Below are 13,420 nucleotides of genomic sequence, written 5' to 3' on the forward strand. Positions count from 1 at the left end.
TGTTTGCAAGAGTCAGACACCGGGTGAGAAGAACCCAACCACCGCACAGCGGCACCTGTCACCCTGACACTGAGTGTTTGCACGCCAACACGCCGCAGAACTTGGCATCCTGCGCACGCTCGCGCCGTAGTGGCCCCGCACCGCAGTGGTCCCGCGCCGCGGTGGTCCCGCGCCGCGGTGGCCCCGCGCCGCGGTGGCCCCGCGCCGCGGTGGCCCCAGTTCACTCGAAGATGTTGCGGTGCACTCTGCCCGGCGGCAGATCCGGGTCGACGAACCACTCCCGGCCGAGCATCAGACCGGCCACCTGCGGGGGAAGCCTCCTCAGTATCGCCAACAGTCGTGCCGCGGAGGCACTGGCGCCGATCTGGGAGCGATGCGCAACGAGGGCGTCCCGCTTCTGCCGGGCAAACCGAAAGACGTTGATACGGTGAGTGATGCTTGACCCGGGTGCATACGCCGTGCGCACCACCTCACGCTCATAGGGGGCCGGCAATCGCAGTAGTCGCGCGACATCGGCAACACGGGCCAGTAGTTCGCGGGGCATTGTTGCCTCGAGCACGCGCGGCGTCGCCGCGATCTGCGCGGCCCGCCTACCGACATGATGAACGCGGACGTGATCACGGTGGCCGTAGCCACCGTTGGGCTGGTAGCTCAGCAGCAGATCCGCGGCCTCCTCACGCAAGATGGCCGCCAGCCGATGCGCCGCCTCGTCGATGTCGGCGCGGGCGAACCTGACTCGCCCCGGCGGGTCGGGATAGAAGTACGCCCCGAAACCGCTGTCGGCGTAGCCCAGACATTCGACCCGGTGTGCACCGAGAATCCTTGCACTCGTATGTAATTCGCGCAGGCGATCACTGTCGTCGTTGTTCACGCGTCCATCGGTTGCCACCACCACGACGACACGATGCCCCTCGGCTGCCGCTCGCGCCAGAGTTCCCCCGGTCAGAATCGCCTCGTCGTCGGGGTGGGCGTGGAAGGCGACGACCGTGGCCATGAAGGACCAGATGCCCGTGTCAGTGCCGCAACTGGGCCGCACGCCGACGCACGTCCTCGCCGGCCTTGGTCAGCGCCCCGGAGTCAAACGGTGGCTGCGGGTCGTACTCGATCAGCAGCTGAATGGCGCGGGCCGTCTCGGCGTCCGCCAGCAGCTCCACCAGGCGCAGTGCCATGTCGATACCGCTGGAGACCCCCGCTGAGGTGATGATCCGCTGTGGCAGATGCTCGACCACCCGCTGCTGCACGTAGCGGGCACCCAGGTGTTCCAGCAGGTCCACGGCGCTCCAGTGGGTGGACGCGGTCAGCCCGTCCAAGAGTCCCGCGGCGGCCAGCAGCAGCGAGCCGGTGCACACCGAGGCGGTGAACCTGGTGTGGGTGTGGGCGTTGCGCACCCAGTCGAGCAACTCCGCGTCGTCGAGAAGCATTCGTGTCCCGATACCGCCGGGGACCACGAGGACGTCGGGTTCGCTCACTTCGTCGAACCGAGCATCGCAGAGGATCCCCAGCATTCCGTTGTCGCTGCGGACCTCACCACGGCGATGCCCGACGAAGATCACCTCGGCGTCCGGAACCCGTTGCAGCACCTCATAGGGTCCGACCGCGTCCAAGGCGGTGAACCGCGGAAACAGCGGAATCGCGACCTGCATGTCCACAAGAGACTACGCGCCTCACCGCGGCTCGCCGAGCGTGTCATGCCGACGAGAAATCGCGCGATTGTTCGCGCTGAGCACACGTTCGGCGCTGATGGGACCGGGGCTGCCAAGATATCCCCATGACGGAATTATGGGTGGAGCGCACCGGAACCCGCCGCTACACCGGACGCAGTTCTAGGGGCGCGCAGGTACTGGTCGGCAGTGAAGACGTCGACGGCGTCTTCACCCCCGGGGAGCTGCTGAAGATCGCGCTGGCGGCATGCAGCGGAATGTCCAGCGATGCGCCGCTGGCCCGCCGGCTCGGCGACGACTACCAGGCCACCATCGAGGTCTCGGGGCCCGCCGACCGGGAGCAGGAGCGTTATCCACTGCTGGAAGAGGTGCTCAAGCTCGACCTGTCGGGTCTGGACGACGCGGACAGGGAACGGCTGCTGACTGTCGTGTATCGCGCCGTCGACCAGGTCTGCACGGTGGGCCGCACCCTGAAATCCGGCACCGAAGTGCGCTTCGAGATCGACTCCGGTGACCAGTCCTGACGTCCGCCTCTCCGCCTGGGTGCACGGCCACGTCCAGGGCGTCGGATTTCGGTGGTGGACCCGGTCTCGGGCACTCGAACTGGGCCTGACCGGCTACGCCGCCAACCGGCCGGACGGTCGGGTGCATGTGGTCGCCCAAGGCCCCCGCGCGAACTGTCAACGCCTGCTGGAGCTGCTGCAGGGCGGCACCACGCCGGGACGGGTGGACACCGTCGTCGCCGACTGGGCGGACGCCGGGGACCCGATCGACGGCTTCGCCGAACGCTAGACCGGTAGTCTCAGCTCCCGTGCATCTCAAGAGCTTGACGCTGAAGGGCTTCAAGTCCTTCGCCGCGCCGACGACTCTGCGTTTCGAACCGGGCATCACCGCGGTGGTCGGACCGAACGGCTCGGGAAAGTCGAACGTGGTCGACGCGCTGGCCTGGGTGATGGGGGAGCACAGCGCCAAGACCCTGCGCGGCGGGAAGATGGAAGACGTCATCTTCGCCGGGACCTCCTCGCGCGCCCCGCTCGGTCGTGCCGAGGTCACCGTGACCATCGACAACTCAGACAACGCGCTGCCGATCGAGTACGCCGAGGTCTCGATCACCCGGCGGATGTTCCGCGACGGAGCCAGTGAGTACGAGATCAACGGCGCGAGCTGCCGGTTGATGGACGTCCAGGAGCTGCTCAGCGACTCCGGAATCGGCCGTGAGATGCACGTGATCGTGGGGCAGGGCCGGCTGGCGCAGATCCTGGAGTCGCGCCCCGAGGATCGCCGGGCCTTCATCGAAGAGGCCGCCGGGGTGCTCAAGCACCGCAAGCGCAAAGAGAAGGCGGTTCGCAAGCTGGACGCGATGGCGGCCAACCTGGCCCGCCTGACCGACCTGACCACCGAGCTGCGCCGTCAGCTCAAGCCGTTGGGCCGCCAGGCCGAAGTCGCACGACGAGCGGCCACCATCCAAGCCGACCTGCGCGACGCCAAATTGCGGCTGACCGCTGATGACCTGGTGAAGCGGCAGGCCGAGTTCGCCGGGACCGCCGACGCCGAGGCGGCGCTGCGCCGCGAACACGATCAGATCACCGAGCGCCTCTCGGTGGCCGCCGACGAGCTGACCGCCCACGAGTCGGCGGTCGCCAGCCTGACCCAGCGCGCCGAGAGCGCCCAGCAGACCTGGTTCGCGCTCTCCGCGCTCGCCGAGCGGGTCAGCGCCACTGTGCGCATCGCCAGTGAACGCGCACACCATCTCGAGGACGAGCCGATCACCACCTCCGGCGTCGACCCGGATGCACTGGAAGCCGAGGCCGAGCAGGTGGCCGCGGCCGAGCAGCAACTGTTGGCCGAACTGGCCGAGGCCGGCACCCGGCTGGAGGCGGCGCGGGCCGAGCTGGCCGAGCGGGAGCGCCGCAGCGCCGAGGCGGAGAAGGCGCATCTGGCTGCGGTCCGTGCCGAAGCCGACCGGCGTGAGGGACTGGCCCGGCTGACCGGTCAGGTGGAGACCATTCGGGCGCGGGTCGAGTCGATCGACACTCACGTCGCTCAGCTCTCGACGCGCATCGAGGAGGCCGCCGGGCGAGCTCAGGCCGCACAGGCGGAGTTCGAGACGGTTCAGGGCCGCGTCGCCGAGCTCGATCAGGGCGAGGTCGGTCTGGACGAGCACCACGAGCGGACCGTGGCCACCTTGCAGGCGGCAGATGAGCGAGTCGCCGAACTGCAGGCGGCCGAGCGCGCCGCCGAGCGGCAGGTCGCGTCACTGCACGCCCGTATCGAAGCGCTGTCGATGGGGCTGGAGCGCCGGGACGGCGCCGCGTGGCTGGTGGCCAACCACAGCGACCCCGGATTGTTCGGGTCGATCGCGCAGCTGGTCAAAGTGCGCGCGGGGTATGAGACGGCACTGGCGGCGGTGCTCGGCTCCGCAGCTGACGCGCTGGCCGCGGAGAACGCGGGCGCGGCGCGCTCGGCACTGCACGCGCTCAAGCACGGCGACGGTGGCCGGGCCGCGATCGTGCTGGGCGACTGGCCGATGCCCGCAACCGAACCGCGCGCGGCACTGCCCGACGGAGCGCTGTGGGCGGTAGACCTGATCGAGACGCCGGAGAAGTTGCGCGGCGCGATGACGGCCATGTTGTCGGCGGTGGCGGTGGTCGAGGACCTGCCCGCGGCGCTCGACCTGGTGGCAGCCCGCCCCGGGGTTCGGGCGGTCACGTTGGACGGGGACCTGGTGGGCGCCGGCTGGGTCAGCGGCGGATCGGATCGCAAGCCGTCCACCCTGGAGATCAACAGCGAGATCGACAAGGCCCGCGCTGAACTGGCCGCCGCCGAGTCACGAGCCGGCGAACTGGGCGCCGCCCTCGCCGGAGCGCTGGCTGAGCAGTCCGCGCGCCGTGACGCCGCCGAGCAGGCGCTGGCCGCCCTCAACGAGTCCGACGCCGCGATCGCCGCCACCCACGAACAGCTGGGCCGGCTGGGTCAGGAGGCCCGCGCGGCCGAGGCCGAGTGGCGCCGCCGGCTGCGGGAGCGCGAAGAGCTGGAGACCAGCCGGGCGCAGGCTGTCACCGAGCTGAGCGAGCTGGAAACCCGCCTGCGCAATGCCGAGGAGGATCAGCCGACCGCCGCCGTCGAACCGGTGGATCGCCAGCAGATCGCGGCAGCTGCGGAGGCGGCGCGCAGCGTCGAGGTGGAGGCCAGGCTGGCGGTGCGCACCGCCGAGGAACGTGCCAATGCGGTGCGCGGCAAGGCGGACTCCCTGCGCCGGGCGGCGGCGGCCGAACGCGAAGCGCGGGTACGTGCCGAGCAGGCCCGTGCCGCACGCGCACGCGCGGCCACCACGGCAGCAGCAGTGGCCGACGCCGGCAGGGCACTGGCGCAGCGCCTCCAGCACGTGGTGACCGCGGCGGCACGGATCCGGGACGGCCTGGCCGGTGAACGCCAGCAGCGTGCGGCCGCGATGGTCGCCGTTCGTGACGAGGTGAACTCCCTGAGCGCCCGGCTCACCGCGCTCACTGAGTCGCTGCACCGCGATGAGGTCGCCAAGGCGCAGGCGGCTATGCGCATCGAGCAACTTGAGCAGACCGTGCTGGAACAGTTCGGGATGAGCTCGGCAGACCTGATCGCCGAATACGGCCCGGACGTCGCGCTGCCGCCGACGGAACTGGAGATCGCCGAATTCGAGCAGGCCCGCGAACGCGGCGAGCTGGTGACCGCGCCTGCCCCGATGCCCTTCGACCGCGCCACCCAGGAGCGCCGGGCCAAACGCGCCGAACGCGAGCTGGCCGAACTGGGCCGCGTCAACCCCTTGGCGCTCGAGGAGTTCGCGGCGCTGGAGGAGCGCTACAACTTCTTGTCGACCCAGCTCGAGGACGTCAAGGCGGCCCGCAAAGACCTCCTCGACGTGGTGTCCGAGGTCGACGCGCGCATCCTGCAGGTCTTCACCGACGCCTACGCCGACGTGGAGCGTGAGTTCAGCGAGGTGTTCGCAGCGCTGTTCCCCGGCGGGGAGGGCCGCCTGCTGCTGACCGACCCCAACGACATGCTGACCACCGGCGTCGACGTCGAAGCCCGTCCGCCCGGCAAGAAGGTCAAGCGGCTGTCGCTGCTGTCCGGCGGGGAGAAGTCCCTGACTGCCATTGCCATGCTGGTCGCGATCTTCCGGGCCCGCCCGTCGCCGTTCTACATCATGGACGAGGTCGAGGCCGCGCTGGACGACACCAACCTGCGCCGGCTGCTGGCGCTGTTCGAGATGCTGCGGGCCCGTTCCCAGCTGATCGTCATCACCCACCAGAAGCCGACGATGGAAGTCGCCGACGCGCTCTATGGGGTGACCATGCAGGGCGATGGGATCACCGCGGTGATCTCCCAGCGAATCCGGGGCGAAGAGCTCGTTTCCAGCCAGGCGTGATGGACCGCCGCGTCAACGGCGCTTAAGTCCCTGCTGCCACAATGACGGTCGTGTCGACTCAAACTCTCCTGATCGCTGCGGCGGTCGTTGTCGCGATAGCCCTGGTCGCTGTGCTCGTCTGGGGTCTGGTGCGGCATCGGCGCGGCCGTATCCGCCTGTCCGCGCCGCAACGCGAGAGTCTGGATCGCTCCGGCGGATACACCGCCTCCTCGGGTATCACGTTCACTCGGACCGAGACGCCGGAGTCGCCGGCACCCGTCATCGGCGACGACGCGACCGTGCCGCGTGATGCGCCGCGGCGCACCATCACCGACGTCGATCTGCCCGAAGCGCCCCCCGCAGTGCCCGAACCCCAGGCAGCGCCGGCGCCTGAGGCCCCCGAGCCGGACGTCGAGCCCGACATCGAGCCGGTCGAGGGCCGGCTGGACCGGCTGCGTGGTCGGTTGGCCAAGTCGCAGAACGCGTTGGGCCGCAGCATGCTCGGGCTGCTGGGCGGCGGAGACCTCGACGACGACTCGTGGCAGGACGTCGAGGACACCCTGCTGGTGGCCGATCTTGGCCCGGTGGTCACCGAATCGGTGGTGAACCAGCTGCGTGAACGGTTGGCCGGCGGTCAGGTGCGCACCGAAGCCGATGCTCGCAAGGTGCTGCGCGATGTGCTCATCGGGCAGCTGCAGCCGGGTCTGGAGCGCTCCATCCGGGCCCTGCCGCACGACGACCATCCGTCGGTGCTGTTGGTGGTCGGTGTCAACGGCACCGGCAAGACTACCACGGTCGGCAAACTGGCGCGGGTGCTGGTGGCCGATGGCCGTCGCGTGGTGCTGGGGGCGGCCGACACGTTCCGGGCCGCGGCGGCCGACCAGTTGCAGACCTGGGCCGCGCGGGTCGGCGCTGAGGTGGTGCGCGGCGCGGAGGGCGGCGATCCGGCCGCGGTGGCCTTCGACGCCGTCGACAGGGGCATCGCCGATGGCGCCGATGTCGTGCTCATCGACACCGCGGGACGCCTGCACACCAAGACCGGTCTGATGGACGAGCTCGGCAAGGTCAAGCGGGTGGTGGAGCGGCGGGCCACCGTCGACGAGGTGCTGTTGGTCCTCGACGCCACCATCGGACAGAACGGTCTGGCCCAGGCCAGGGTGTTCGCCGACGTCGTCGACATCACCGGCGTGGTGCTGACCAAGCTGGACGGAACGGCTAAGGGCGGAATCGTGTTCCGGGTACAGCAGGAGCTGGGGGTGCCGGTCAAGCTGGTGGGGCTTGGCGAGGGGCCCGACGATCTGGCTCCGTTCGAGCCGGGGGCCTTCGTCGACGCGCTGCTGGGCTGAACGCTCCGGCCGCGGCCGTGACCGTCTTGTGACCTCGGCTAGGCCATAAGGTAATTTTTGCCTGTGATCCCCTCAGCAATTGGCGCGATCGCGCGCTGCCTCACCCCCCTCATGGTCGTCGCGGCCCTGGCCGGCGCGGCCCCCGCCCAGGCCGACGGTGACAACCCGCTGGGCGGCATGCCCTTCTACGTCGATCCCATCTCGAAGGCGATGAATGCCTCCAAGGCCCAGCCGGACAGTGTCGAGCTGGCTCGGGTGGCCAACACGCCGCAGGCGTACTGGCTGGACCAGGCCTTCGGCGTGGGAGCTGTCGCCTCGACGGTGGCCCGCCACACCGGCGCGGCCGCGGCGGCCGGTGCCATGCCGGTGCTGGTGCTCTACGCCATCCCGCACCGCGACTGCGGCAGCTACGCCGCGGGCGGATTCTCCTCCGGGGCGTCCTACCGCGCGTGGATCGACAGCGTCGCCGACGGTATCGGCGGCAACCCGGCCGCGATCGTTCTCGAGCCCGACGCCCTGGCCATGGCGGATTGCCTCTCCGGTGATGCGCGTCAGGAGCGTTTCGACCTGATCAGCTACGCCGTGGACACGCTGGGCCGCAACCCGGCCACGGCCGTCTACGTCGACGCCGGGCACTCGCGGTGGGTCAGCGCCGGCGAGATGGCCAACCGGCTCAACCAGGCCGGTGTGGCGCGCGCGCGTGGTTTCGCGCTCAACAGCACGAACTACTACACGACCGAAGAGGAAATCGGCTACGGCGAAGAGATCTCGGGCATGACCGGTGGCGCGCACTACGTGATCGACACGTCGCGCAACGGTGCCGGCCCCGCCGAAGGCGACCCCTACGGCTGGTGCAATCCCAGCGGCCGGGCCCTGGGCACGCCGCCGACCGCCAACACCGCCGGGCAGCACGCCGACGCCTACCTGTGGGTCAAGCGGGTCGGGGAGTCCGACGGCAGCTGCGGCTCCGGCGAGCCCGCCGCGGGACACTTCGTCAGCGAGTACGCGATCAACCTGGCGCGCAACGCGGGGTGGACCGCCGACTGACCGGCCCGCGAGCCGGCCGCGCGATCGTTCCCGCCGCGCCGCCTATGGTCAATCCGTGACGATCAGCTATGACGAGGCGCTGCGGGAACGGATCCGGCTACATCTGGGCGGGCACGACCGTCGCTCGGTGACCGATCCGTCGAAGCGGCACGCCGCCGTCGCGGTGGTGATCGTGGACTCCGAAGTCGCCGAAGACCGGGTCGACCCCGCACCGGTGGACGACTGGATCGCCGGTCGCCCCATGCCGGAGGCTGGTCTGGACGGTCGCATGGTCGACGTATCCGGGGGCGCGGCATTCCTCTTGTGCCGCAGAGCCTCTCGCCTCAGCTCGCACGCCGCACAGTGGACGTTGCCCGGTGGCCGCCTGGATCCCGGCGAAACGGCGATCGACGCCGCTCTTCGCGAGTTGGACGAAGAGGTCGGCGTCCGACTGTCCGACTCGGCTGTGCTCGGCGTACTCGACGACTATCCGACCCGCTCCGGATACGTCATCACGCCGGTGGTGATCTGGGGCGGTGGGCGGCTCGATCCGCGCCCCGCGCCGGATGAGGTGGTGGCGGTCTACCGCGTGGGGCTACATCAGCTGCAACGCGATGATTCGCCGCGCTTCGTCAGCATTCCGGAGAGCCCACGCCCGGTGGTGCAGATCCCGCTGGGCAATGACCTCATCCACGCGCCGACCGGGGCGGTGTTGCTGCAACTGCGGTGGTTGTGCCTGGAGGGCCGGGGTGACCGGGTCGACGAGTTGGAGCAACCGGTATTCGCCTGGAAATAGCTGCCAGGCCGTCATTGCTGAGATTGCGCCCAGGGCTGTACATGTCGCGATATTCGCGGCCCTGGACGCAATCTCAACGCCAGTGAACTACTTCGGTGGCATCCGAATGCCGCCGTCCACGCGGACGACTTCGGCGTTCATGTAGGAGTTGGTGAGCAACTCCACCACCATCGACGCCAGCTCTTCGGGCTTGCCGAGCCGGTGCGGGAACAGCACGGACTCACCGAGTTTGGCTTTGAAGGCCTCCGAGGCCTCGCCCTCGCCGTAAATCGGCGTGTCGATCAGACCGGGGGCCACAGTGTTGACGCGGATGCCCGCCGCTGACAGGTCCCGGGCGACCGGCAGGGTCAGGCCCACGACGCCGCCCTTCGACGACGAGTAAGCGGCCTGGCCGATCTGGCCGTCAAAAGCCGCAACACTGGTCATGTTGACGATTGCGCCCCGCTCGCCGGTGTCGGTGAACTCGTTGCGGCTCATCGCGGTGGCCGCGATCCGGATGCAGTCGAAGGTGCCGACCAGGTTGATGGCGAGAACCTTCTTGTAGGCGTCGAGGTTGTGCGCCGACTCGAACTCGCCGTCCTTGCCGATGGTGCGCTGAGCCCAGCCGATACCGGCCGAGTTCACCAGCGCCCGCAGCGGACCCAGGTCGGTCGCGGTGTTGACCGCGTCGATGATCTGCTCGGTGCTGGTCACGTCGACGGACACGAACACGCCGCCGATCTCGTGGGCCAGTGCCTCACCCTTGTCCGCCTGCAGGTCGGCGACGACGACCCGTGCGCCCCTGTCGGCCAACTGGCGGGCGGTGGCCGCGCCGATTCCTGATGCGCCACCGGTGACGATCGCGCTTGCTCCATTAATATCCACGATGGACACTTTACTTGGACGGCGGTCCGCTCTCGGATTCGGGAAGGTGAAAGGCCGATTCTTTATCACGTCGAATAAGCGCGGTTATGTCAATCTGGCTGGCTTTCTCCGGATCAACTGACTAGAACTGTTGCGGGTGATCTAATTTCGGTTGGGCTTCCGCGGTCTGCGGTGCGTTGAAGGGCTTTTCAAGGGGTTTCCATGGCTGGTGTCGTCGCGATGGCCGGTCCGCAGGGGGGGCGTTCGCTTCCCCGTGGTCGTGCAGTTCTCGCTGTCGTGAGCGTTGTCGCCGTCTTCGCCGCCATGGCAGGGATTTTCACGGCTTCGCCACCATCTGCCCGGGCATCGGCCGCGGTGTCGCCGGAGGTGGTGCTGACCGGCGGTGACGTGGCATTCGTCATGGGCGGCAGCGGGATTCCACTGCCCTCACCGGGTTACGTCAACGCCGCCGATCTGCTGTACCTGGAGCCGCACGGTTTCACCGGGACCGCCAAGTCATTGTTCACGCCCCAGCTGTACTTCCCCGGCAACATCTCGATGGTTCAAGGCGCCCAGATCCTGGCCGACGCCATTCAGAGGCAGATCGCCGGCGGGGGAGTGAATGCCGACAACCCGGTCTATGTCTTCGGTTACTCGCAGAGTTCGGCGATGTCGTCGATGACGATGGAACAGCTGCACCACCAGGGGGTGCCGGCAGAAGACGTTCATTTCGTGCTTGTCGGTAATTCCGCGAACCCGAACGGTGGTCTGCTCCAACTGCTGAACTTCTGGGGCGGCGACCTCACATTCTGGAACGGAATGACCCTCGGGCATCCGACGCCGGACCACTTCGCCACCGACGTCTACACATTGGAATACGACGGGTATGCCGACTTCCCGCGGTATCCGCTGAACCTGGTGGCAGATCTCAACGCCATCGTGGGCATGTTCTCCACCCACATCGCCTATTTCGGCCTGACTTCCGAAGACATCGCCAACGCGGTTCAGTTGGAAACCACCGGCGACAGTCTCACCAACTACTACATCATCCCCAGCGAAACGCTTCCGCTGGTGGACCTGCTGCGGCTGAACCCGGGCTGGGGCAACCCGCTGGCCGACCTCCTGGAACCCAGTCTGCGCATCCTGGTGAACCTGGGCTACGGCAGTCTCACCGAAGGCTGGAACCAGGGACCGGCCAATATGCCCACATCGTTCAGCCTCGAGCTGTTGCCCAGCCACATCAGCTGGGACGAGGTCAATGCCGCGCTGAGCGTCGCCTGGGCGCAAGGCGTTCAGGCGGCATTTCGTGACCTGGGGACCCCGGGGAACTACGTGTGGGGCTCGTTTCTGGAGCAGGAGCCGTTCTCCACGCTGTGGAACGCGGCCCAGCGGGTTTTCTTCGACATCCAAAGCCCCACCCCGGCCTTCGGCGGCCTGTTCGGGGGTTCGGCAGTGGCGACCGACGCGACCGACGCGCCGGATCTCCTGAGCTCTCTCGCGTCTTTCCTTGACGACAACCCCGTTTTGTCCTGGATCGGCGACCTGTTCGGCCTCGACTCGCTCACCGCCGCCTAAGTTAGCTTTGGCCCGTCACACGGGTTGGTCGTAGAAAGGCAGTCGCCATGGATCGTCGTCTTCGCCGTAGTGCGGGTGGTAACGCAACCGGTCGGATGAGTCGTGCGATGGGCGGTGCCGCGGCGGCGTTCACTCTCGCTCTGGGACCTCTGGTGACCCCGCCGTCTGCCCTGGCGGATTTCGACTTCTTCGACCCCGGAACCTGGTTCGACACGCCTGACCTCAACCCCGATCTCGCTGACATCGGCATTGCCGGCTACGACCCCAGCGACATCGGCATTGCCAGCTTCGACCCCAGCGACATCGGCGTTGCCGCTTTCGACCCGTTTGAACCGGCCGACTGGGCGCAGCTCTATCAGGACAGCTTCTACCTCCCGATTCACGACGCGCTGGAGACATTCCTGCACACCGCCGGAAACCAGCTCCTGATCGACCTGATCAACACTCCCTACGTGCTGATGTTCGGCCGGTATCTGATCGGTGACGGCATCGACGGCTTTAACGGACCCAACATCTCGTTGTTCGGCTGGCTGGGTTTCGGCGACCTCGGCGACGGCGGGTTCCTGTTCGGGGACGGCGGCGACGGTGCTGCCGGCGTCGCCGGGGTCAACGGGGGCGTGGGCGGTAACGGCGGCGACGCCGGACTGTTCGGCAACGGTGGTGCGGGCGGTCAGGGCGCCGCCGCCTATCTGGGCGCGGGCGGCGTGGTGATAGAGGCCGGCGCCGGTGGCCAGGGCGGTAACGGTGGATGGTGGTTCGGCGACGGTGGTGTGGGTGGCAGGGGCGGCATCGGATTTCACGACACCTTCGACGGCACATCATTGGTGTCGCACCCCGGCGGTACCGGCGGTGCAGGTGGAAACGCCGTGGCCGGGTGGGGATTCGGTGGAACCGGTGGGCTCGGCGGGTCCGGCTGGGCCGGCGTCAACGGTCCCGACGTGACCGCATTGAACGGCGGCGCCGGTGGCAACGGCGGCGTGGGCGGAAATGCCGGGTGGCTCTTGGGCTTCAGCGGTAACGGCGGGGCCGGCGGCGTCGGAGGAGCGGGCGCGGCCGGCGGCGTCGGCACCGCCAGTCAGCCCAACGGTGGCAACGGCGGCGACGGCGGCAACGGCGGGCGCGGCGGTGCTGCCGGCGTCGGCGTCGGATGGCTCGGCGCGGCCGGGCAGGCCGGTCTCGACGGTAACGGCGGCGCCGGTGGTGCGGGCGGCGCAGGCCTGACCAACCCATTCGGCACCGGGGGCCAGGGCGGCAACGGCGGCGCGGGCGGTGCCGGCGGCGCCGGAACCAGCGGTGGCAGTGGTGGTGCCGGGGGAGCGGGCGGTGCCGGCGGTAGCGGGCGGATCGGCGCAAACGGCGGGAACGGCGGCAACGGCGGTCCAGCGGCGGACCAGACCGGCAGCTCCGGTGGTCGCGGCGGCAAGGGCGGCGCCGGCGGTAACGGTTTGGTCGGCGACGGTGGTCACGGTGGAGACGGCGGTGACGGTGGGTCTACCGGAGGAATCCCTGGTCAACCGGGTGAACCTGGCGAGCCCAACGTCGATGGCGCCGGTGGCGCCGGGGGCGCCGGGGGTGCGCCCGGCGTGCGTCCCTAGCACCTGACGGGGCCGCACAGCCCGGCCCGACTCTTCTATTTGCGCGCTTATTTGCGCGCCCGGCGCGTGCCGGAACCTTCCCTGCGCTCTTCCTAATTGTTCTTATCTCGTTCACGGTTGTGAGCAGCTGGTCACATATCTGCAACGGAGCGGAGCTAGAGCTGAAACAACTGTTGAGCATCGTTATGCCAAGCCTG

11 protein-coding genes are annotated in these 13,420 nt (G+C 68.8%); 8 read left to right on the forward strand and 3 right to left on the reverse strand.

Going from position 1 to position 13,420, the window contains the following annotated elements; translation table 11 throughout:
• Positions 1-220 precede the first annotated feature (220 nt).
• Complete coding sequence (locus tag AWC18_RS01910) at positions 221-994, reverse strand: PIG-L deacetylase family protein (protein WP_085137316.1); 774 nt, start codon at positions 992-994, stop codon at positions 221-223.
• Positions 995-1,013: 19 nt separating this feature from the next.
• On the reverse strand, positions 1,014-1,643 hold the full coding sequence (locus tag AWC18_RS01915; RefSeq protein WP_085137408.1) for a DJ-1/PfpI family protein: 630 nt from the start codon (positions 1,641-1,643) through the stop codon (positions 1,014-1,016).
• A gap of 125 nt (positions 1,644-1,768) precedes the next feature.
• Here AWC18_RS01915 and AWC18_RS01920 point away from each other — a divergent pair, with 125 nt between their 5' ends.
• The 6 genes from AWC18_RS01920 to AWC18_RS01945 all read left to right on the forward strand — a co-directional run bounded on the left by AWC18_RS01920 (position 1,769) and on the right by AWC18_RS01945 (position 9,210).
• Entirely contained in the window at positions 1,769-2,185 is a 417-nt protein-coding gene (locus AWC18_RS01920; RefSeq protein ID WP_064998502.1) for an OsmC family protein, read from the forward strand.
• The gene (locus AWC18_RS01925) at positions 2,172-2,453 is read left to right on the forward strand and encodes an acylphosphatase (RefSeq protein ID WP_085137318.1); all 282 of its coding nucleotides are present in this window, start codon (positions 2,172-2,174) and stop codon (positions 2,451-2,453) included. Before AWC18_RS01920 ends, AWC18_RS01925 begins: the two co-directional genes overlap by 14 nt.
• A gap of 19 nt (positions 2,454-2,472) precedes the next feature.
• On the forward strand, positions 2,473-6,063 hold the full coding sequence (smc, locus tag AWC18_RS01930) for a chromosome segregation protein SMC (protein ID WP_085137320.1): 3,591 nt from the start codon (positions 2,473-2,475) through the stop codon (positions 6,061-6,063).
• Positions 6,064-6,113: 50 nt separating this feature from the next.
• Positions 6,114-7,388, forward strand: a complete 1,275-nt coding sequence (gene ftsY, locus AWC18_RS01935; protein ID WP_234806402.1) for a signal recognition particle-docking protein FtsY — start codon at positions 6,114-6,116, stop codon at positions 7,386-7,388.
• A 63-nt stretch (positions 7,389-7,451) separates the two neighbouring features.
• Positions 7,452-8,435: a glycoside hydrolase family 6 protein gene (locus AWC18_RS01940; RefSeq protein ID WP_085137324.1), complete on the forward strand. Its 984-nt coding sequence runs from the start codon at positions 7,452-7,454 to the stop codon at positions 8,433-8,435.
• A 55-nt stretch (positions 8,436-8,490) separates the two neighbouring features.
• Positions 8,491-9,210, forward strand: a complete 720-nt coding sequence (locus AWC18_RS01945; RefSeq protein ID WP_085137326.1) for an NUDIX hydrolase — start codon at positions 8,491-8,493, stop codon at positions 9,208-9,210.
• Between the two features lie 87 nt (positions 9,211-9,297).
• On the opposite strand, the gene AWC18_RS01950 is transcribed toward AWC18_RS01945, so the two are convergent.
• Complete coding sequence (locus AWC18_RS01950) at positions 9,298-10,074, reverse strand: SDR family NAD(P)-dependent oxidoreductase (RefSeq protein ID WP_024443240.1); 777 nt, start codon at positions 10,072-10,074, stop codon at positions 9,298-9,300.
• 276 nt (positions 10,075-10,350) lie between these two features.
• Between AWC18_RS01950 and AWC18_RS01955 the strand changes: the two genes are divergently transcribed.
• Positions 10,351-11,628, forward strand: coding sequence for a PE-PPE domain-containing protein (locus AWC18_RS01955; RefSeq protein WP_234806403.1), 1,278 nt, complete (start codon positions 10,351-10,353; stop codon positions 11,626-11,628).
• Between the two features lie 47 nt (positions 11,629-11,675).
• The gene (locus AWC18_RS22165; RefSeq protein WP_165757966.1) at positions 11,676-13,223 is read left to right on the forward strand and encodes a hypothetical protein; all 1,548 of its coding nucleotides are present in this window, start codon (positions 11,676-11,678) and stop codon (positions 13,221-13,223) included.
• Positions 13,224-13,420: the final 197 nt, after the last annotated feature.

Origin of the sequence: Mycolicibacter nonchromogenicus, assembly GCF_002101775.1 — a bacterium.
Lineage (GTDB): Bacteria > Actinomycetota > Actinomycetes > Mycobacteriales > Mycobacteriaceae > Mycobacterium > Mycobacterium nonchromogenicum.